This window comes from Dyadobacter jejuensis (genome assembly GCF_003149085.1).
Classification (GTDB): Bacteria; Bacteroidota; Bacteroidia; order Cytophagales; family Spirosomataceae; genus Dyadobacter; species Dyadobacter jejuensis.
In genome coordinates, this window is the sequence record NZ_QGDT01000010.1 from 173,067 (window position 1) to 194,289 (window position 21,223).

At 47.0% G+C, this 21,223-nt stretch carries 14 protein-coding genes; 3 read left to right on the forward strand and 11 right to left on the reverse strand.

Annotated features, from left to right (window positions below; translation table 11 throughout):
* Positions 1–2,547 (reverse strand): TonB-dependent receptor, encoded by a 2,547-nt coding sequence (locus CLV98_RS17465; RefSeq protein ID WP_109676277.1) that lies wholly within the window; start codon positions 2,545–2,547, stop codon positions 1–3.
* A 218-nt stretch (positions 2,548–2,765) separates the two neighbouring features.
* On the opposite strand from CLV98_RS17465, the gene CLV98_RS17470 reads away from it, so the two are divergent.
* Together CLV98_RS17470 and scpC are read left to right on the forward strand one after the other, a co-directional pair.
* On the forward strand, positions 2,766–3,077 hold the full coding sequence (locus CLV98_RS17470; RefSeq protein WP_109676279.1) for a DUF3817 domain-containing protein: 312 nt from the start codon (positions 2,766–2,768) through the stop codon (positions 3,075–3,077).
* 195 nt (positions 3,078–3,272) lie between these two features.
* Positions 3,273–4,796 carry a succinyl-CoA:acetate CoA-transferase ScpC gene (gene scpC / locus CLV98_RS17475; protein WP_109676281.1) on the forward strand — a complete coding sequence of 508 codons (1,524 nt, stop codon included), beginning with the start codon at positions 3,273–3,275 and terminating at the stop codon, positions 4,794–4,796.
* Positions 4,797–4,820: 24 nt separating this feature from the next.
* On the opposite strand, the gene CLV98_RS17480 is transcribed toward scpC, so the two are convergent.
* From CLV98_RS17480 to CLV98_RS17495, 4 genes are all read right to left on the reverse strand, one after another.
* On the reverse strand, positions 4,821–5,138 hold the full coding sequence (locus CLV98_RS17480) for a phosphoribosylpyrophosphate synthetase (protein WP_109676364.1): 318 nt from the start codon (positions 5,136–5,138) through the stop codon (positions 4,821–4,823).
* Positions 5,139–5,202: 64 nt separating this feature from the next.
* On the reverse strand, positions 5,203–5,517 hold the full coding sequence (locus CLV98_RS17485) for an HPF/RaiA family ribosome-associated protein (RefSeq protein WP_109676283.1): 315 nt from the start codon (positions 5,515–5,517) through the stop codon (positions 5,203–5,205).
* Positions 5,518–5,685: 168 nt separating this feature from the next.
* The gene (locus CLV98_RS17490) at positions 5,686–6,945 is read right to left on the reverse strand and encodes an NAD(P)/FAD-dependent oxidoreductase (RefSeq protein ID WP_109676285.1); all 1,260 of its coding nucleotides are present in this window, start codon (positions 6,943–6,945) and stop codon (positions 5,686–5,688) included.
* 160 nt (positions 6,946–7,105) lie between these two features.
* Positions 7,106–9,274 (reverse strand): catalase, encoded by a 2,169-nt coding sequence (locus CLV98_RS17495; RefSeq protein WP_109676287.1) that lies wholly within the window; start codon positions 9,272–9,274, stop codon positions 7,106–7,108.
* A 371-nt stretch (positions 9,275–9,645) separates the two neighbouring features.
* On the opposite strand from CLV98_RS17495, the gene CLV98_RS17500 reads away from it, so the two are divergent.
* Complete coding sequence (locus CLV98_RS17500; protein ID WP_109676289.1) at positions 9,646–10,503, forward strand: SDR family oxidoreductase; 858 nt, start codon at positions 9,646–9,648, stop codon at positions 10,501–10,503.
* A 64-nt stretch (positions 10,504–10,567) separates the two neighbouring features.
* On the opposite strand, the gene CLV98_RS17505 is transcribed toward CLV98_RS17500, so the two are convergent.
* The 6 genes from CLV98_RS17505 to CLV98_RS17530 form a co-directional block, all read right to left on the reverse strand.
* Positions 10,568–13,090 carry an alkaline phosphatase D family protein gene (locus CLV98_RS17505; RefSeq protein ID WP_109676291.1) on the reverse strand — a complete coding sequence of 841 codons (2,523 nt, stop codon included), beginning with the start codon at positions 13,088–13,090 and terminating at the stop codon, positions 10,568–10,570.
* A 63-nt stretch (positions 13,091–13,153) separates the two neighbouring features.
* Positions 13,154–14,809 (reverse strand): RagB/SusD family nutrient uptake outer membrane protein, encoded by a 1,656-nt coding sequence (locus CLV98_RS17510; protein ID WP_109676293.1) that lies wholly within the window; start codon positions 14,807–14,809, stop codon positions 13,154–13,156.
* Between the two features lie 7 nt (positions 14,810–14,816).
* A complete protein-coding gene (locus tag CLV98_RS17515) occupies positions 14,817–18,215 on the reverse strand; it encodes a TonB-dependent receptor (RefSeq protein WP_229203437.1) in 3,399 nt (1,132 codons plus the stop codon).
* A gap of 192 nt (positions 18,216–18,407) precedes the next feature.
* Positions 18,408–19,424 carry a FecR family protein gene (locus CLV98_RS17520; protein WP_109676295.1) on the reverse strand — a complete coding sequence of 339 codons (1,017 nt, stop codon included), beginning with the start codon at positions 19,422–19,424 and terminating at the stop codon, positions 18,408–18,410.
* A 126-nt stretch (positions 19,425–19,550) separates the two neighbouring features.
* A complete protein-coding gene (locus tag CLV98_RS17525; protein WP_158281286.1) occupies positions 19,551–20,132 on the reverse strand; it encodes an RNA polymerase sigma factor in 582 nt (193 codons plus the stop codon).
* A gap of 127 nt (positions 20,133–20,259) precedes the next feature.
* Positions 20,260–21,222: a DUF1735 domain-containing protein gene (locus CLV98_RS17530; RefSeq protein WP_109676300.1), complete on the reverse strand. Its 963-nt coding sequence runs from the start codon at positions 21,220–21,222 to the stop codon at positions 20,260–20,262.
* Between the last annotated feature and the right edge of the window lies 1 nt (position 21,223).

Consider the following 21,223-nt stretch of genomic DNA (forward strand, 5'->3'; position numbering starts at 1 on the left):
TTAAAAAGCGAGTCCAACTTTGAGGAATAGATAAGTGCCGGCAATTCCGGTCTGCAGGGCCTCCCAGCTTCCTCCCGTCTCCGTCAAAGTAGGAGACGTAGCGTCGGGAAAAACATTTAACAAATTTTCACCTCCCAAAGTCACTGAGATATTTTGCTGCAACAAATATTGAAAGGAGGCGTCGAGTCCTAATTTTGGAGAATAGGTCACCAACTCCTCATTCCAATTATAGAGCTGATGCTGCCCATAACGTACCAGTCGCAGCAGGGCATTGAAACGATCTTGCTTATAGTTAACCGAAAGGTTTATTTTTGAGTTTGGGGCCGCTGCCATCAGCAGATACCGCTCCCTAAGTCCAAAATAGGGGTTGGACTTGCCATCCAATAGTGGGGAGGGGCTGTTGGCACCTAAATCCATCCAGTTAAAATTGGCCTGCAGACGGGCATCGAGAGACCCTTCTCCTAAAAAGAAACGATAGCCGAGGTTGGCATCTATCCCTGAGGTGGTCGTAGAGGTAAGGGCATTAGAAAGGAATTGCAGCTGGTTGGCATGCAAGGCGTCGAGTTCGGGCGCTACGGTCGGGTCCATGATGAGGCTACTGAGCCCTATTCTTTTCTTGACTTGCACATAATAGGCGTCAACACCGAGTGTAAACTGCTGGTCGGGCTGAAAGAGCAGGCCGATCCTAGCTTGTTGCGACTGCTCCATTTTCAAATCCTGTAAACCCAAAGACTTGGCGATGGGATGACCCACAGGGACCACCAACACATCTTGCGGCACGCCCTTTTGGTAGACACTGTAGATGGAGCTAAAATGTTGCTGGGGCAAGGAAGGCGCTCTAAAACCACTTTCGACGCTAACTTTGGCCGACAAGGTTGGCCCCATGATATACCGCAAGCCCAATTTGCCGGCTATAGCCGAGCCCTGATTCTGGTAATAAGCGTACCGTACTGAGGCATCGAACCTCAAGTTGGGCGAAAAATTAGCTTCCACATCCACATAACCATCGGCATTCATCCGGCTGTTTTCAGTGGCATTGTCGGGTCCAAAGCCCGGAAACCCTTGTGCTCCTGTAGCCAGTTCGAAAAGGTAATTATAGTAGGCGGGCCTCTCTCCCGTCACTATTTTATAGGTTTCATAACGGTACTCCGCTCCAAAGGCTACATTCACTCCTTGGAGCATATGACCAAAATACCTTGAAAAATCGATATTGGTCATGCTTTCAGCCCTCTGAAACCCTCCCGCCTTAAACTCATGCTGCGACAAGGGCCCTTGGGAAGGATTGAGGCTTTCGGTAAGGCTATACCGGTTCTGGTTGAAACCTACACTCGTGCTCAGATCGATATCCCATCCCTTACGTACGGTCTTAAGGCCTATCGCCATCGACCCGTCGTCCGACAGACTTTTAACCTGAGGATTATAACCCTCAGGATATACCTGATCGATGTTGCGAGGATCTCCAGGAAAACGGGTATGGGCCAAGTTAAGCCAATTCCTACGACTAAGCCCACCAAAAACATATAGCTCCGACTCGTTTTTTAAGGGCATGCGTCCATTTAAAAACAAGGCCCCAGACCCTACTTGGGGATTGCCAAATTGTTGCCGGATCATATCCGAATTCTTGTTGGCAGTCTGTGCTCTGTTGGTAGCTTGGGCAAGGTTAAAGTCGCCCGTTACGTTAATGAATCCCTTCTGGGGCAATCCAAATCCGTAATTCAGATTAGCGGCGGTATGCAGGCCATCGAAGGACTGTTGGCCCAGGCTATGGCTCGCCCTATTGACACCACTGCTGGCATGGACCAAAAGTTCCTGGCTGCTTTCCTTTAATATCAGATTAATAACGCCTCCTACGGCATCGGAACCATATTGTGCCACGGCCCCCTCGGTAAGGATCTCTACCCTATCGATGGCCGCCAACGGGATGGCGTTGAGGTCGGTACTGGTTTGGCCCCTGCCTATGGTCCCCAATAGGCTCATAACAGCCGATTGGTGTCTACGCTTGCCGTTGACCAATACCAACATCTGGTCGGCCCCCAGTCCTCGAATGGAGCCTGGTGCTAGCTGAAAGGTCCCATCGGCCGACAACTGCTGACGGGCATTGAAGGATGCCTCCATATAGGACAGCAGATGGTTTACATCGGCGACTCCCAGTAGTGGAAGCACCTCCTTGACACTTATGCTCCTACTACCGAGCAGGGTGTCCGCATCGGCATGCTGAAAACTCCTAGAGCCTAATAGGACTCGCGGATGTAGTATGGGCGTCTTTTGCAACCTAAAATGATGGGTAGACTGGGCATTAATAGGCTCTTCTTGGAGGGTATAACCCGGAGCACTGGCCTGAAGGCTTCCGTTCACATCCACCACATAAAAGGAATATTTACCCTGGGCATCGGTAATAGCGCCGGAGGCAAGCCCCTTTTCCTTAACGGATACACCCGCAAGAGGAAGGCCGTCTGGACCTACCACCTCCCCTTGAACCTTTAACTTTTGAGAAATGGCTTGCAGGGAGAGGCCTAATAAAATGATCAAATAAAATACTCTGTTCATTCCAAAATACTAAGTGTATGCTATAAAAAAATCCCGTAAGGTTAAGAATAAACTATGAATCTTAACTTAATTCTCCCTCCGAAATCCAAAGCTAGGAATTTTGCTTAAACGGTCGTGTCAAAAAATCAATTATTCTCTACTAATTCCTGTACTGAACCACTTTCTTTGGGAAAACAAGGAGCAGGTGGTATCTTTGGATTCTTACAAACGGAAATATCATGATACAGTCACTGGCCAAAACCAGCCTCGGAAGATTTAGGATTATCGCATTCTTAGAAGGTTGTTCTTTTTTGATACTATTAGGTATTGCTATGCCCCTCAAATACCTGCTCGGCAAGCCCGAAGCCGTACGGATGGTGGGAATGGCCCATGGAGTACTTTTTGTACTTTTCGCCCTATTACTCCTTCAAGTAACTATAGAAAAAGGATGGTCCATCAAAAAGGCCGTTCTTTCCTTTTTGTCTTCCCTAGTTCCGTTCGGCACTTTCTATGCCGACGCCAAGTGGTTTAACGAAAAGGCCAACCTTTAAGGAACCAGTCTGGGAGAGGGGGCCAATTTCCGGAATGATATTAATCGTATCCCAGAGCGCGCCCCTCTTTCATTTCAGGTAAAATCGTATGATCTTAATCAGCTTTGGGCTTCGCTTGTATCCCGTCTAATATTTTGTTGGTAATTTGGCAGTAGTACTTCTATTAGCATACTTCGACAACCAACTACATTAGTTATGACAAGCTCACCATATCTTCAAAATCAAGCCCTCAAAGATAGAATCATTACAGCCGACCAGGCCGCAGCACATATAAAATCGGGCATGTTGGTAGCCTCCAGTGGATTTACCAAGGCTGGCGACAGCAAGGCTGTATTATTGGCCTTAGCCAATAATACCCAAAATCAGGCTTATCAAATAGATTTGGTAACGGGTGCCTCCTTGGGCCATGATACCGATGGCCAACTCGCTCAGGCGGGAATCTTACGGCTACGGTTCCCCTTCCAGGTCGATCGGACCATGCGAAAGGAAATTAATAAGGGTTCCTTATACTTTATAGACCAACATTTGGGAGAAACGGCCGAATTATTAAAAAACGGCCATTTTCCCGCTATCGATGTGGCTATTTTGGAAGCCAGCAAAATCTTACCCGATGGCAGCTTCGTCCCTACTACCTCGGTAGGAAACGCTGCGGAGTTCGCAGCACTGGCCAAAAAAGTCATTATAGAGATCAATACCAGTGTTACGGCCGATCTGCAAGGTATTCACGACATATACCCTACTGGCATATATCCCGGCCGTTCGCCCATTCCTATTACGGAGGCTTCGAGCCGCATCGGCACCACCGCTATCCCATTAGATACCGATAAAGTAATCGGAATCGTATGGACCGATATCCCCGACAGCCCAGCCGATATAGCGGAACCAGACCCCGAAACCTCCGCCATAGCGGGTCATATACTCGATTTTTTACATCAGGAGGTAGAGCAAGGTAGACTTACCAAGTCCCTCCTCCCCCTTCAGGCGGGAATAGGCAAGGTAGCCAACTCGGTACTTCATGGCTTCGCCGATAGCGAATTCGAGGATCTTACCATGTATTCGGAAGTGCTACAGGACAGCACCTTCGACCTATTCGATTCCGGCAAGTTACTTTTTGCCTCGGCGGCCTCTATTACCCTGTCGGAAGCCTATCAAAAACGTATTTTCGAAAACTTTGGCCCTTATAAGGATAAAATACTCATACGCCCACAGGACGTTACAAATGCTGGTGAGGTCATTAGAAGGCTCGGGGTCATCGCCATCAATACGGCAATAGAATGCGATATTTATGGCAATGTCAACTCCACCCATATCAGCGGCACCCATATGATGAATGGGATAGGAGGCTCAGGCGATTTCGCCCGAAATAGCGCCTTAAGCATTTTTGTTACTACCTCGACGAGTAAAGAACATCGTATTTCCAAAATAGTCCCCATGGTGACGCACGTAGATCATACCGAGCACGATGTAGACGTTATAGTAACCGAACAAGGGCTCGCCGACCTTCGGGGACTGGCTCCGAGGCAACGGGCCTTGCGCATCATCGAGAACTGCGTACATCCTCAATACAAGGACGAGCTAAGGAGTTATTATGAAAGAGCCTGTACCCTTAGAGGGGGACAAACACCACATATCCTCGAGGAGGCCTTCGATTGGCATCGCCGACTAAGTAGTAGCGGTAGCATGAAAAAAACGGTCGAGCAAGGCTGCCCGACCGTCTAAGTCTCTAAAAGTAGCCCTTCCCTCTCAATTGGAGTGGGGATGGGTACTTAATTTTTCAACAAGTTTGTCAGCCATTTCACTGGACGACAATCCATACCCATTCACCAAAGTCCCTTTCACTCCCTCTTTATCGGATGAAATAGCATATAAAATAGCCTGGTCGTCTGGATTAGTATCGCCTTCGAAACGAAATATTTTATCAATTTCAAAGTCATCAGGCGACAAGGAAACTTTGGTCACATGACAAATAAGGCACTCTTCCTTCACGTTGAAGTCTATGGTATAGCCTTCTTCTTTCAAAGCGTTTATCGTCTCGGATAAGGTTCCATAACTTTCTTTCATGAGTCCTAGGTTTTTGGTGAAAACACGTCCTATTGGAAGGCCCATTGTCCTATGGGATTTGGGATCAATGGCTCTGCAACTTCCCAAACAGGGTCGTCAGGGCCGATTTTAGTTTCTGAGTGGCGCCAATAACGGCCTGGTCGTAGGTATCGCCAAAGTCGGTGGCTACCATGGGCTGCTGTCCTTTTACCCTTGCCTCCAATAGGCATTTTTTATCTTTTACGCCTCCTTTTACTCCGTTTTCATCGGAGAGGTGAAGCTCAATTCTAGTGATATGGTCAGTAAATCGACTTAACTCTTTTGACAAGATGCCTTCAATTTTTTCATTGTATTCTGCGTGTACGCTTAGGCTTTTGTCGGTGTTAATTTGAATGGTCATAAATTGCTAATTAATTAAGGATGATACTCTATTTTTATAACGTAAAATATAGGGTCTTCTTGCTGAGCGCCCTCTGTTATTGTTGGGTATAATTTAGCGATAATATAGGTTAAAAGCAATCTTTCCCCGATATTATCGTACTAAAATCGGCCAAGAGTGACAAATATCTTAATCGGACCTAGGTTTTAAAATAAAGCGAAGGGATTGGTCCCTAGTAAAAAAGGCGATCATCCAGTTATAAAAGGTTTTCATCTGATTCCTATATTGGATTAAGGAGAAAAGATGGACGAAAAGCCACATTAAATAGGCGATAAAACCCTTGAAATGAAACTTTGGCAAATCGGCTACCGCTTTATTAACTCCTACGATGGCCATACTCCCCTTGTCGCGATATCGGAAGGTCTGGAAAGAAGCTGGATTATTATATTTCTTAAAATTTTTGGCCAATAATTGGGCTTGTTGAATGGCTACCTGGGCCAGCTGTGGATGGCCATTGGGGTAAGCCTCATCCGCTTGCATGGAGCATATATCCCCGAGGGCAAATATATCCGGATGGTGCAGGAGCCTATTGGTTCCCGTCACTAATAGCCTCCCTCCTCTCCCCACCTCCTGCTTCCCTATTCCGGCAATCGGCGCCACGGTCACTCCCGAGGTCCATATCAGGGTGTCGGTACGGATCTTTTTTTGGTTAGCAAATTCGACGGTATGGTTGGTATAGTCCTTAACCATATGGTTTAACAAGATTTCGACTCCCAAATCCTTAAGATATTGGTGGGTCTGCTCCCTAGACTTTTCTTGCATAGGCGCCAGCACGGTAGGCAAGGCATCTACCAAATATATTTTTAATCCCTCACCCTGGAGTTCCGGATAATCTTTTTTAAAAATATTCTTATTCATTTCGGCTAACATCCCCGACACCTCTACGCCAGTGGGCCCGGCTCCAGCGACAACGATAGTAAGGAGGCTATTGCGCCTAACTGGATCGGACGTTTTGGTGGCTTGCTCTACCTGGCAGAGGATATGATTCCTCATGGCCAGGGCATCTTGTACCGTTTTCATGGGAACGGCCTGTTCTTTTAACCTATCCATGCCGAAGTAGTTGGTCACGGTGCCATTGGCTAGTACCAAAAAATCATACTCCATAAAGCCTACATCGGTCTCTATTTTCTTTTCATGGGGCAAAATCCCTACCATAGTGCCCATTACAAACCGCAAATTGGCCTTATGGTGAAAGAGCTTTCGAAAGGGATAACTGATATTGGAAGCCTCCAAAAACCCTGTGGCCACCTGGTACAACAAAGGTGGAAAAAAGTTGAAATTATTCTTGTCCAGAAGGGTCACCTCATAGTCCTCTTGACGGGCCATTTCTAGACAAAAATTAATACCCGCAAACCCACCACCAACGACAATAATTTTTTTCCTATTCATTTAAATGCATTTAGATTTACCAAAAATGTAATGGTCTTAGGACGCGCCCATACAATAAGGCTCTATTTGTTCCCTAATGGGTAGCATTTGCATACTAATATAGAGAGGGAGCCAGCACAGACGCCTGCGCCAACTCCCCTTTCCAGTCCTGGATGCCGACCTACACCCTATTCCAAAAACGATGCTGAGCAATGGCTAAGATAAAATCTACGGCAGTCTTCCCTACCGTACTGGCTCCTACCGGTAGTACCAAAATCCCTTGGTCGGCCAGGTGGTCTATCTGCGAGGCCGATACGGTACTGGTACCCTTTATCATGGTAAGCTCCAAGAAAGGGACGGTATCCCCTTCGACGGCTATGGGCTTCCCGTGGCGATACGCCTCATTGACGAAGGCAATGGCATCGGGGTTGGTAAGTAAGCGATTCTCATTTTTGGTCCCACCAGCCACATACACCGCATCAAAAAACACCGATGCTCCTGTTTTAAAATTCATGTCGATTTTGAGCTTTTCTCCAGACATCCCATGCAGATACCCAAGCTTTGGCGCTATAATTTTGCATACACCACCTACATTTTCCAATGCCGTTTTCATGGCCATCAAATTATCCATATCCACCTCAACGTCGGCTAAAATAGCGATCTGCCTACTGTTGATGCTATCTTTAATGGTATTCGCCATGCTCAATGCCTCTGAGCGGCCGATGTTCGGTTTCTTTTTGGTTGGCTGGTAGTCGATGGGGTCGGCGTCGGCTGGCACCCCATGGTTGAGCGGATGCTGTGGCTCCTTGGGCACTTCTAACCCTAAGTTGTCGGCCACTTGAGTGGCCAGTTGAAGGTCTACCTCCGTCAGAATACCGATCATACGTTCCCGAATACTTTCAAGCTCCACCTTCCCTAGCTCAAATGAAAACGCCTCCACGATATGCTCTTTCTCTACCTCGGATTGGCTATTATAAAATAGGGCAGCTTGGCTAAAATGATCCATAAAGCTCGCACTCCTTCCCCTTATTTTTTTGCCGTCAACCCTTTCAGCATAAGAAGTAAAGCCTCCTTGAGCCGCTTGTGCTTGGAAGGGGCAACCTCCACCCATCGAATTAGGGTCATAGCTCGTTTTACCCTTATTAATCATCTGACGCATATGCCCGTCCCTTTGATTGTTATGAACGGTATTGATGGACCGGTTGATAGGTATTTCATGGAAATTAGGACTACCCAATCGGGAAAGCTGCGTATCGGTGTAGGAGAACAACCGTCCCTGTAGCAGTGGATCGTTGGTAAAGTCAATCCCTGGCACCAAATGCCCCGGGTGGAAGGCTACTTGTTCCGTTTCGGCGAAGTAGTTGTCCGGATTTCGATTTAAAGTCATTTTCCCCACCTTCATGACCGGAACCAACTCTTCAGGTACCAGTTTGGTAGGGTCGAGTAGGTCGAAGTCGAACCGGTGTTCATCCGCTTCGGGGATAATTTGCATACCTAGCTCCCACTCTGGAAAGAATCCGTTTTCAATGGCCTCCCATAGGTCGCGGCGGTGAAAGTCGGGATCCTTACCCGATATTTGTAAGGCTTCATCCCATAACACCGAGTGCACACCTAATAGAGGCTTCCAGTGGAATTTTACGAAATAGGCTTCACCGGCCTCATTGATGAGCCGGAAGGTATGTACACCAAAACCTTCCATCATGCGCAAGCTACGTGGAATGGCCCTATCGCTCATCAGCCACATGATCATATGAGTACTTTCGGGCATCAAAGAAATAAAATCCCAAAAGGTATCATGTGCAGAGGCCGCTTGTGGAATTTCATTATGTGGCTCGGGCTTTACGGCGTGTATGAGGTCGGGAAACTTGATGGCATCCTGGATAAAGAAAACAGGCATATTATTTCCTACCAGATCGTAATTCCCTTCTTCCGTATAAAATTTGACGGAAAAACCTCTTACGTCCCGGGCCAGATCGGTGGATCCCCTCGAACCAGCCACCGTAGAAAAACGCGCGAAGACGGGCGTGCGCCGATCTGGGTCATTTAAAAACCCTGCCTTGGTATATTTGGCCATAGGCTCATATACTTGAAAAAAGCCATGTGCGGCGGCACCTCGTGCATGGACGATACGCTCGGGTATACGCTCATGGTCGAAATGCGTAATTTTTTCTCTTAGTATAAAGTCTTCCAAAAGGGTGGCTCCCCGCTCTCCTGATTTTAAGGAATTCTGGTTGTCGTTGATTCGAACCCCTTGATTGGTGGTCAAAAACTCGTCGGTACCATTTTCCTTGAATTTATTTAAATCATCATTTTTGGGGTCAAATTCGGTATTCTCATTCAATGTTGCCATTTGAAAAGTGAAGTTTAGTGAAGAATTTTCAAAACTAAATCGCCGATATGCGACGTACTCTAACACTTCATAACAACCATACCATGGCCCAATCGACCACCTGAGCGCCCCGCTTTTATCCCCGCAATAGGGTCATTTTTAACTAAATTGGTGTTCCGTTGTTCACATGTCCTACGTATATGTGGAGCCAAATATCCAATTTGTTACCATTACCACTCAAGCCTAATGGATGACGAATAGTCGTTTAGAAAAATAATATGGCTGTTTTAACTTTCTCTGACCCCCCAAACCATCATACTTTTGGTTGATCGGCGAGTTAGGTATCCTATTTGCTATGCTCTTGTATATGTATCACTCAACAGTTTTGGCTTATGGAAATGAAAAACGAAATAAAACCACAAACGCAGGACCGACAACCGGGTAGGGAGTCGGCCATGGATCCACAACCCATCATCATCAGAGACGACTATAAGGGGAGCAATAAGCTCTTAGGAAAAAAGGCCCTAATTACAGGGGGCGATAGCGGGATCGGTCGGTCAGTCGCCGTGCATTTTGCCCGCGAAGGGGCCGATGTCGCCATTATTTATCTGTGTGAAGATCAGGATGCACAAACCACGAAAGCAATGGTGGAAGCTGAGGGTCGCAAATGCATCAATATTCAAGGTGATATCCGAGATAGTGATTTTTGTAGTGCTACAGTTGGCCAGGTCATCAGAGAATTGGGAGGACTCAATATACTCGTCAATAATGCTGCCGAGCAGCATCCCGTCGAAGGGCTGGAGTTTATCTCCTCAATGCAGCTACAAAACACCTTCCAAACCAATATTTTCTCATTTTTCTATTTTTCTCAGGGCGTTTTACCCCACTTCAAAGAAGGTGATTGCATCATTAACACCACTTCGGTAACGGCCTACCATGGCAACTCTTCGTTAATCGATTATTCGTCTACTAAGGGGGCAATTACCTCCTTTACCCGTTCACTGGCCCTTAGCCTGGCACCCAAGGGAATAAGGGTGAACGCCGTAGCGCCAGGGCCCATATGGACCCCCTTGATCCCCTCCACTTTCGATGCCGAAAAGGTGGGCAACTTTGGACAGGATACGGCCATGCAACGGCCCGGTCAGCCTTGTGAAGTGGCTCCTAGCTATGTATTTTTGGCCAGCCAGGATTCCTCCTATATCAGTGGGCAGGTCATCCACCCCAATGGCGGGCAGATCGTCAACGGTTAAAAAATCAAAAGCCCCGATACTAAGGTTGCGTAACCTCGGCATCGGGGCCTAAATAGGCTACCCTTTAGACATTCTGCAAGGCGTTCGGATCGGTAGTGAGCTGTAAACCAGCAATGGTCTTTTGCGACGCTCCCTCTCCCACCACAACGGAGTACTTGCCGTATGCGTATACCTTGGGGCGGTACATTTTTCCTAATGTCCTTAGGGCCGAAACGACCTCACCCGATTCTTCATCGATCACCTGTACGAGCTGGTTGGCTTCTGAAAGGGACAACTGGGGCAAAAATCCTAGAGCTCTCCTACCGTCATTATCGAATTGACTGATCGTCAGCGGCCAACCGGGATAGGTATTGGCGTTATCGTTTGACGCCAAATCGGCCAAAAACCGATACGCTTCCATCTTAATCGTTCGCGCTTGGGTATCGAAAGTAATCAGGCCAAAACCAGAAGCCTTTTTCTGAGAGGCCACATAACGGTTCTTCTCCTCTCTGAAATCGTCGTCCGGATTCCCCACTGCATATACGTAATTGTCGTTGCCAAACACATCGCGGTAACAGCCCGTATGGGGCAAATTGTGTGCGGGCCTATCCGTAAAGGGCATATTGACTAGGTCGGGCTGCCCCCAGCGCGGATAACCTGTAGAAATAGCGGGGGTACAGTAGGTCCAACTGCCGTCTTTGGGCTCGTCGATACTGTATTTTAATAAAAATGGAACGTGCTGATCGCCATTGATATGAAACACACAAGCCTTTCTCATAATCCTTAGAACGTCATCTTTTTGCTTTTTCGGCCATCCACCCGAATCCAGATCACCCGTCAGATATTCCTTTTTAGGGCCGTGGTGGGTACCAACACTTGAAAACAGCGTCTGACTCAGCAGTACTTTCATATCGGCCTGGTGCCAGTCTGTTACCCAGTTTTCTAAGAAAGCCACTTGTTGCTTGCCCAGATAGGATAATTCATCTGACTCCAAAGTACCTATAGGAAGGGGTTCGCGGATATGGTCAATTCGTCCTTCTCCTGGTCGTATTTTCTCGGGGCCCGATTTGAAATAGCGATCGCTGACGATGGCGAAGCTCACTCGCCCATAGGTAAGGGCCGTAAACCAGGTACTAATTCCCGAAGGCAGGGGCTCGGCCTGAATAGGATCGGGCAAGTGGGCACATTGCGTTTGATTCACCACATTGACCATGGCGGTTGTCTGCACGAAGCCGCCATGAGCATCCCTTTTCTTCGCCCACTCTTCAAGACTAATATGAACGCCGCCATCGCCCCAGAGGTTACCTTGAAAAACATCATGGTCGTCGGGGGTGCAGATGGTAGGCCTATCTCTCATGATATTGCCGAAGCTCCATCCGAACATAAACCATTTTCCAAGATAACTCAGTATCGCTTTGTCTTCTGGTTCCCGTTTGATAGGATACCCTCCATTTTCTTCGTAGATCTGGTCGCCAGAGAAGTACAATAAATCTGGGTTAGATTTTTCTAAATTTTCTACCAAAGGACGATAGGGATACCCTAGCCAGTTCTGACAGGTAAGCCCCCCAAAAAGCAACTTCTGACGCGTGGGTTCCTTTCTAATACATCCTTTATAGGTATGGGTAACCTCGCCAAGGCGATAGGAAACCCTAAAAGGCTGGTCCTGTTGGGCTTGGGTATAAGGCAGCGAAAAAGTGGCTACATAGGACAGAGGGTCGAAATTTTGCTTGGCCACTTCAACCCATTTCCCCGCTTTTAATAACTCCAGGCTCACCACCTTCGTATCGGCCTTCCCTAGAGGAGCCATTTGTGCACTCAATTTTAGTTGTCCATCCGATAGGGTGTACATACTCCACAGAATGGGACCAAAGGAGTTGTCGGGGACGGACACCACCTTATTGCCGCTAAGGGATACCTCCGACCACCAAAATGTACTGGCATCTTTTTGAAGGATGTTGTTTTCCAGGGCTACCAGCCCTTCCAACGTCCCCTCGAGGCTGTTGGTAAGTTCCGCTTTTCTTTTTTGCGAGTCTATGGCTAGCAGCGTACCCGTAGACTTCCCTGCAGAAGTATCGCCTACAAATTTCAGACTGAAGTCCTTAAAGTCGAACCCAACGGGCAGTGAGCTCGACTTTTCTCCTAGGAATATCTTCCCCTCCAAGGATACTCCGGCCGCGATGCCCTGGCCATAATAGCACGCCGCTTTGATGCTAGCAGGGTCCGTTTGATCCTGAATACCGATGTTGAAGCCCACAGCCCCCTTGTCTCCCTTGGCTTCGAGCAAGCCCAGTTTGGCTTCCATGGTCAACGACCCATCGGTAGGCTGTACGACTTCTGTAAGAAAATGGAGCCGAGCCGATTTTTTGTTTCCCGAAAATTCCAGACGCCCCTTTTTAATTTCCCAATCTTCCATGGGTACCGACCAAAAGTCGGCCCCTATCCAGGTTCGGTCGCCGATCGACTTAAAATTACGGTGAAACCCCTTTCTTTTTTGCACGCCCATCGGCGACAGGAGCTTCATGGAGCCCCCCCAAGAAGTAAGTGGTAAGGACACTATGGGCAGAGAATAACCCAGTTTTTGAATAAAGGATCTTCTTGAATAATCCATGTTATGCGTTTTATAATAAAGAAAAAAGCCGCCCCGGCCCTTGGGTCAAGACGGACTAAAGATTTAATCGGCCAGGTTGGGGTTCACATTGACCTCTGACTGAGGAATGGGCCAATGGTCGTCTTGGCCCTTTCTAAAACTCTTTGAAGTCACAAACCAACGACTTTTTGGATCGATCTTCTTGGAAGTCTTAGAATATAAAGTAGAGTTGGGGAATGGAGCACCCCAGAAATCCCCCACTAATACCTGGTCGCCAATGTCCCAACGTATGATATCCCATAGCCGGAGGCCTTCGAAGGCCAGTTCGATGCGGCGTTCGTTGCGCAACACGGGGCGCAGGGCAGCCGGGTTGGTGATGGTAACGGGAGGCAACCCTACCGACGCTCTTCCCCGAACGGCATTGATGGTTTGATCCAACAGCGCTTGAGTAATAGGTGTGCCGGCCTCCATTTCGGCTTCCAAATAACTGAGAAGGACTTCAGCATAACGTAAAATAGGCACATTACCCCCATAATCGGTACGGAGGTTTCCGGAGAAATTTTCATCAAAAAACTTCCGTAGTCCATATCCAGTCCTAGTAGCCTGTTTCGAATAAGTGAGCTGATCCAAAGATTTGGTGGAGTCAGGATGGCATACATAGCGTTTGTTGCCGAACATACTACCGTCCCACAACAGGTTATAACGGAAGCGAGGATCGCGGTTTTTGCCCATATCGCTGTAGTCGAAGCGTGGGTCGTCGTAAGAGAGCGGCGTGCCATCGCTAAAGCCATAAGCGTCGGCGAGGCTGCCTAATGGATTCACAATATGCCACCCCGACGCCATGGCCGGCCAAGCATGTTGAGGCAGGGCGTTTGGAGCTTGCCCTGACACATGTTGGTTGCTAAAGATATTTTCGCTGCTGTTCTCATTGGTTGGGGTGAACAAGGTCTGATAGTCAGGGTCAATACTATTTTCGCCCATGTCTATGATCTGCTTGTAAATGGTAGCAGCCTCAGAAAAACGTTTCTCTGCTAATAAGATTCTTCCCAAAAACCCTAAAGCCGCTTGCTTACTGGCCCTGCCGGTTTCGGCATTGGTAAGGCTACCGAAAGAGGGTAAGTCGGCCGCGGCCGCTCCTAGCTCGTCGATCACATACTTTACCACCTCGGCCTTAGGGGCCTTAGACACTTGGTTGGCCTCGTCGGGTGTTAAGGTATTTGGGACCAGGGGTACCGATCCAAAGTATTGTGATAAATAAAAATACTGGGTGGCCCTCACGAAGCGTGCTTCGGCCTTCATCCGGCTAATCTTCTCAGGAGCCATACTGACCTTGTCGATACTCTCTAAAAAATCGTTGCAGATGGCAATCCTTTTGTACGACGATTTCCAATAACCCAATATCACATCGTTATTGGGCAGCAAGGTACCATTCGTCAGGCGATTTTGGGCCGAATTGTCCCCCCGGCGGTCATAAAGATTGTCAGTAGCAAATTCGAGAAAAATAATACCACAATAGGACCACCAGTCGGTGGGGACTACCTCGGTACCATACTCGATGGCCCCTCTATACATGCCCGTAAGGGCTATATTGGCATTGGACTCCGAAGTCCAAAAATTATCTTTGGAGAATGAATTGCTAGGATATTTCTCCAACTCCTGGTCACAAGCCGTTGCACCCATCACTAGCGCCACTGCCAACGCATATTGAAGAATCGATTTTTTTATAGGAAATAATTTCATGGTCGAATTATAGTTTAAGGTTAACACCAAAGGTTACGGTTCTAAGGATCGGGTAAAACGCCCCTCCTCCATTTACTTCAGGATCCCATCCATTTCGGTATTTGGTTACCGTCAACAAGTTTTCGGCAGATACGTATACCCGCATTCTGTTAATCCTTAAGGCATTGAGTACCGAGCTGGGCAAGGTATAGCCTAGTTGCATATTTTTAACCCTCAAGTACGAGGCGTTGATCACCCAGAAGTCCGACTGCACCGTATTGGGCGTCCCACTGTTAGAGATCACTTCTAGGCGTGGGTAGTCAGGATTACGTGTAGGCTCCGCGGGGTTAAAACGCCCCTCCATTTGCCATCTCTGGATATTACCCTGATTAAAAAAAGCATAGCCAGCATAGCCCGACAACTGTCCTTTTACTCCAGCTACCCCCTGTAGAAAGGTAGAAAAATCGAAATTCTTATAAGAGAACCCTAGGTTAGTCCCAAAGGTGTATTTAGGGATTCGACTTCCTAAATAGGTGCGGTCGTAGGTGGGGTCCACTTTGCCATCGGGTACTCCATCTGGCCCACTGATATCCTTGTACCGTAGGTCCCCGGCCTGGGCGTTGGGCGTAACAGACTTTTGATCGGGCCATTCGCTTACCTCTTGCTCATTGAGGAACACCCCGTCGCTGAGATAGCCATAGTACATTTGCATGGGGTAGCCAATAAAGATATCGGAACCATTGCCGACAAAGCCGTTAGGTTGGGTCACATTCCCCAAGCCCAGAGTTACTACCTTGTTTTTGATAATCGAGAAATTCCCGTTGATATTATATTTGAAGTCGCCTAAGCTCCCCCGGTACCCAAGGTCAAACTCCCAACCTGAGTTTTGCATGGCGCCGGTGTTGGTTTCAGCGATGGCTACTCCCAACACGTTACTTACACTAGCCGATGGCTTAAAGAGGATATCTTCGGTGTTACGTTTAAAATAAGTAAGATTGAAAAGCAATTGGTTATTAAAGAAGCTGGACTCCAAGCCAATGTCGGTAGTTTTGGTGGTTTCCCACTTGATATTAGGATCGGTGTAAATTGAATAGGCCGCCCCCGTGCTGATCTGATTGCCGATGGGGTAATTGCGCCCGGCGGTCAACACCTGCTGGTAAGGATAGTTTCCAATATTTTGATTCCCCAAAATTCCAAGAGATGCCTTGAGCTTCAGATCGGAAATCCACCGGATATCCTTTACAAAGTTCTCCTGCGACAATCTCCATCCTACGGCAGCAGAGGGAAAGAAAGCGTATTTTTGGCCAGCAGGGAAGCGAGAGGAACCATCGTTCCTTACTGTAAATTCGAATAAGTATTTTTCTTGTAAACTATATTTCAGCCTTGAAAAAAGGGATTGAATGGCCCATCCGGCATCGTAACCACCGGCCTGTTGGTTGCTAAGGCCTCCCATATCGGGTACGGTATATTGGTTGCTAGGGAAATCCTGACGATACACATTCAAATAGCTGTATTCTTGATTCTCAAAGGAATACCCTCCTAGGATACTAAAAAAATGGGGGCCAAACTCCTTGCTATACTCTCCGGTAAATTGCATGGTTTTGTAGATCTCCTTATCGCTACTCTGGTTTAGATAGGACTGGCTCAGGAAAAGGTCTTCGTTGAGTCGCTGAGAGGCTAGGTACGAGCGCTCCTCCAATAAGGAGAAGTTGAAACCACCGATAGCAGACAGGGTAAGTCCTTCTAAAGGCTTCCACTCCAGCCTAGAATTGATCCCTACGCGGGTTTTTGGATTGCGATAGTAGGAATCGGAGGCTAACCAGGACACTGGCGTACCCCCACTTTCGGGACCTATGCCAAAGTCACCATTGGAAGCCTGTCCCAAATAAATGGACGGATAACGCACCGCATTTTGAATGAGCTGATCAGAAAGTTCGCCACCTTTATTGGCAGTAGCCTGTGGTTCCTTGCGATTTTCGATGGCACCAAAAAGGCGGGTGTTTAGCTCAAAATTTTTGCCAATTTTATTTTGAATATTTAGCCTTTGGTTGAAACGACTGTACCGGTTTTTAGGCACTATTCCTTGCTGTTGTAACATCGCACCCGACAAGAAAAAACGGTTGTTGTCGTTTCCTCCCGACAAGGTGATGGTATGCGAATTTTGAACCCCTTTTCCACTAAATAAATCCTCGAGGAAGCGCGTGTTCGGATAATTGTCCGGATCGGACTGAGACTTGAATTTTTCGATATCCTCAGCCGAGAAGCTATTACTACCCGAAGCCTCATTGAACATTTCGGCATATTCCCAAGAATTGACCAGGTCGGGCAGGCGGGTAGCCTTGTTGACCCCTACATAGCCATCGTAACTTACCGATAGCTTGTCGGAGGTGCCATTTTTGGTCGTAATCAGTATTACCCCATTAGCGGAACGCGCTCCGTAAATGGCCGCCGACGAAGCATCTTTTAAGACCGATATCGTTTGAATATCGTTGGGATTAATGTCGTTCATACTTCCAGGAATCCCATCGATAAGCACTAGGGCATCGGGTTGGGCACCAAACGACCCTACCCCTCTTACCCTAATCTCGCCACCGCTAGCGCCGGGGCGTCCTGAACGCTGGATCACCGTAACGCCGGGCATCTGCCCTGTGATGGCCTGAGAAGCCTGAGTAACTGGCCTGTTCTCTATATTTTTTGAGCTGATCTGTGAGATCGACCCAATTACATTTACCTTCTTTTGGGTACCATAACCTACCACCACTATTTCCTCTAAGGCCTTATTATCCTCCTCAAGGGTAATATTTAGCTGGGTGCGGCTCCCTACGAGCACTTCTTGACTGGTGTAGCCTACAAAAGAGAACACTAACACAGCATCGGGGTTGTCTATCGATAAGGAAAAATTCCCATTCACATCGGTGGTGGTACCTTTTTGCGAGTCTTTTACCAGGATACTTACTCCGGGCAAGCCCATGCCGTTCCCATCGACTACCTTTCCTTTTAGGTCAATAAAACTCGATTGCAATTTCACTGCCGGTGGGGCTATCTTACCCGGCTGCTCCGTGTCGTCCATCTTATTGAGGACGATTTGTCCTTCGACCACCCGATAGCTTATTGATAGCGGCAGGAGCGTCTCTCTTAAAAAGTCTTCTAGCCGCTGCTCTTTGGAATGGATGCTGACCTTTTGATCGGCCTGTATGGCTTTGGAACTGTACACAAACTGAACTCCCGCCTGTTTTTCTACCTTTTGCAAGACGGCTCGTAGGCTGGAGCGTTCCATATGCAGGTTTACCGACTTATTCAGAAAGTCCTGGGCGTGGCCATCGAAGGCCAGGGTGACTCCCGAAAAGATCATCGCTACCATCAACTGTAGGACCGTTATTTTCATGATTTGTAGTACTAACCGACCTGGTTTTAAAGATTTTTTCATACATTTAAATGTTTTGATAAATTGAGCATTTAGACAAAACAAAGCCTGTACACCTCAAGGGTGCTTTTTAGGATCAGCTTTGTTGAAAAGGGCTTTCCGAGAACTGTCAATGTTGCAACCATTGTCAGTTCTTTTTTTGCCTGGATTGTTTTATTTCATACCACGCCTATTTTAAAGTGTTAAACCATCATTTTAATCACAACCTTTCCCATTAATCAGAATGGTCGTGCCCTTTAATTCATAAGAGCCCTGAATGGCCGCACAGATGAGGTCCAGCTGGGCATATAGTCCCTTATTGGTTAGGTTGGCCGTAAGCGGACAATCCTTAAGGGCCTTCCGTTCCAATTCCAAATCGATCGAATACGTATTTTCCAAAACCCTTAGCACCTCCGCCAAAGGAGTATCATCGAAGTCGAAATGAGGCCCCTGCCCTTCTTCAGGAGAAACAGGCACCGGCTGCTCAACGAGCTCGGTAACAAAAATGGCACGATCAGCCATAAACGTCACCTGGTGATTCGGGCTTAAGATCACCCCATTGCTCTTCTTTATGGAGTTATCTCCTTGTTTTTTATTCTTTTCATAGACCGAAACTTTTCCGGTTTTCACCGAGACTTCAACATCGGCCTGGCCCTGCGGTGCCTTTACCCTAAAACTCGTCCCTAATACTTTGGTCGTAATTTTTCCGGCATTGACAAAAAATGGTCTTTGGGGATTTTCACTGATCTCGAAGAATGCCTCTCCTATCAGGTCCACTTCCCGGTGGTCTTTGGCAAATTTCTTGGGATATCGGAGTTGGCTCTGTGGGCCAAGCATCACCTTGCTACCATCTTCCAAGCTTACAGTAAGGACCTTATTTTCTTTATTAATCATCAGGGCTTGTCCATTATCCAAAGGGGCCAAAGTAGGCTTTTGCGGCCATAGGGTATAGACGATCAAGAGCACGATACTCGCACAGGCGGCGGCCGCATAGGGAATAAAAGGCTTTATCTTTAACAGTAAAGGCCTCGAAGGTTCTTCTGCCGAAAGTCCCGCTTTATTTTCCAACTTGGCCCATAACCGCTGCTCAAGTGCCTCCCATTCGGCAGGGTGAAGGGTACGGGGCCCCTCGTCGATCAGGGCATACCACTGCTCTACGATGAGTCGCTCCCTTTCCGTGGCCTCGCCTTTCAGGTATTTTTTCAATAAAAAAGCAAATGTTCTTCGATCCATCTTAGGTAGTGTAGTTGCTCCCTAATAGTCGTATAAAACGGCAGATACCGCAGGATAACTTAATACATTCTTTGAAAGTTTATGTATTTTACGATAAATTAGCTTATTTTCTTCTAAAAATACAAGTCAAACTTGAAGTAAAAGAGCAATAAAAAGGGAGGGTAAAAAATCCTTTAATGATTTTCGGAGTTGTTTTAGGGAAAGAGTAATGTGGTATTCAACGGTCCTTTCGGGAATAGCCATCAGCTGGGCGATTTCTTTGGTAGACTTAAACTCGAGCCGGCTCAGATGAAATATTCTACTCGTTTTCTCTGGGAGAGCGGAGAGCACTCTTTCGAAAATACCGGAGATTTCCGTAAGATGTACGGCTTGTTCGGTGGCATCTTCGAAAGATTCTTTTTGGGACAACAGCAAGTTCTGGTATTTATCACTTTGAAACTGGGCCCGGTAGTGATCCATAATTTGGTATTTGGTAGCCGTATAAAGATAGGCTCCCAAATTTTCAATCTCTTGGGTGGCACGTTTCTCCCAAATTTTTAAAAAAACATTTTGTAACACCTCTTCTACGATCTCATCGGAGGCTATTTTCTGCTGTGCCGCTATGAATAACGTCTTCCAATACCGATTATAAATTTCATTGAATGCGCCTGAATCATCGACTCTTATGAGTTTTACAAGCAGTTCGTCACTAAGTAGATGATACTCCATACAATAGTTTTGTACAAACATATCATGCTAAACTTCATTTTCCAAATTATAAGTATTGAAAAACAAAGGTAGACCTGGGAAGGAAATAATGACTACTCTATCCCAGGTCTATGTCCTTCTTACAAGATCAATAATGTGATGGATCCTCGTCCTGCCATTCATTGACACCGTCCCTTATCCGATTACGGAAGGTAAGTGTATCTTGAGCGTAGGAAGTGGTGCCGTCAGGATTGGCAAACTTATAGTTCAAATACAGCTTTCGGTCCTGTAAAAGTTTAGAACGATTGAAGCTGCTCGTACCGTCGGGGAGTACCACCACAGAGGACCCCTCTGCCTGACTGACCGTAACATTACCATCAGCCAGGGTAATCTTCATAGCACCCGACTGATCGCTAATCTTATTGGTTATCAATGCATTGGGAGCCACCGTTTGAAGGGTCATCATTTTGATTTCGGGGGTAGGAATAGTCGTATAATAATTGGTTGTTTTTAAGATTTTCCCTGAAGAATCCTTTACCACGGTCACCCCACCATGGTAGTAATTCCCAAAAAGCATATTTTCATATTTAAGGGCTATCACCGCATACCTTTTGGCCGACAGCACCGAGTCGGCGTCGGCACTTTTAATATAAAAGGGCAAGGCGTAGACGGGATGGATGGTTGCGGGGTCTTTCAAAAATGCAGCTGAGTCGGCCTTTATCACCACCGAACCCATATAGGTCCCCTTTTTGATGACCATTTGACTGGGGTCAGAAATGGTAAAATAGGAAGTAGGAAGGGGCTTTAGCTCTGTTACTGGGGCTATAGCGTCCTTGATATAACCCAGGCCCGATTTCATAACTGCCAAAATATCACTGGTAATCAGACTATTATCGAGGCTAAAGTTCACAATCCTATCCTGACGATTGTCTCGTACTCCTGCCAAGGAAGCCCCCACTTCTATCTTCATCCCCTCTCCTACCACAAACGTTCTGACGTTGGTTTGATAGTTAAAATAGATGGCATCATGGTCAAAATCGTCGATATAGTCCTTATAACAGGATGTAAGAATTCCTAGCAGAAGGATACTGATTAAGCTATTTTTTTTCATT

What these genes read in the sequence shown, in the direction of transcription:
- CLV98_RS17495 (WP_109676287.1), bottom strand. Translation starts at nt 9,274, where the DNA reads ATGGCAACATTGAATGAGAATACCGAATTTGACCCCAAAAATGATGAT.
- CLV98_RS17485 (WP_109676283.1), bottom strand. Translation starts at nt 5,517, where the DNA reads ATGACCATTCAAATTAACACCGACAAAAGCCTAAGCGTACACGCAGAA.
- CLV98_RS17490 (WP_109676285.1), bottom strand. Translation starts at nt 6,945, where the DNA reads ATGAATAGGAAAAAAATTATTGTCGTTGGTGGTGGGTTTGCGGGTATT.
- CLV98_RS17465 (WP_109676277.1), bottom strand. Translation starts at nt 2,547, where the DNA reads ATGAACAGAGTATTTTATTTGATCATTTTATTAGGCCTCTCCCTGCAA.
- CLV98_RS17500 (WP_109676289.1), top strand. Translation starts at nt 9,646, where the DNA reads ATGGAAATGAAAAACGAAATAAAACCACAAACGCAGGACCGACAACCG.
- CLV98_RS17525 (WP_158281286.1), bottom strand. Translation starts at nt 20,132, where the DNA reads ATGGAGTATCATCTACTTAGTGACGAACTGCTTGTAAAACTCATAAGA.
- CLV98_RS17530 (WP_109676300.1), bottom strand. Translation starts at nt 21,222, where the DNA reads ATGAAAAAAAATAGCTTAATCAGTATCCTTCTGCTAGGAATTCTTACA.
- CLV98_RS17515 (WP_229203437.1), bottom strand. Translation starts at nt 18,215, where the DNA reads ATGAAAAAATCTTTAAAACCAGGTCGGTTAGTACTACAAATCATGAAA.
- CLV98_RS17510 (WP_109676293.1), bottom strand. Translation starts at nt 14,809, where the DNA reads ATGAAATTATTTCCTATAAAAAAATCGATTCTTCAATATGCGTTGGCA.
- CLV98_RS17505 (WP_109676291.1), bottom strand. Translation starts at nt 13,090, where the DNA reads ATGGATTATTCAAGAAGATCCTTTATTCAAAAACTGGGTTATTCTCTG.
- scpC (WP_109676281.1), top strand. Translation starts at nt 3,273, where the DNA reads ATGACAAGCTCACCATATCTTCAAAATCAAGCCCTCAAAGATAGAATC.
- CLV98_RS17470 (WP_109676279.1), top strand. Translation starts at nt 2,766, where the DNA reads ATGATACAGTCACTGGCCAAAACCAGCCTCGGAAGATTTAGGATTATC.
- CLV98_RS17520 (WP_109676295.1), bottom strand. Translation starts at nt 19,424, where the DNA reads ATGGATCGAAGAACATTTGCTTTTTTATTGAAAAAATACCTGAAAGGC.
- CLV98_RS17480 (WP_109676364.1), bottom strand. Translation starts at nt 5,138, where the DNA reads ATGAAAGAAAGTTATGGAACCTTATCCGAGACGATAAACGCTTTGAAA.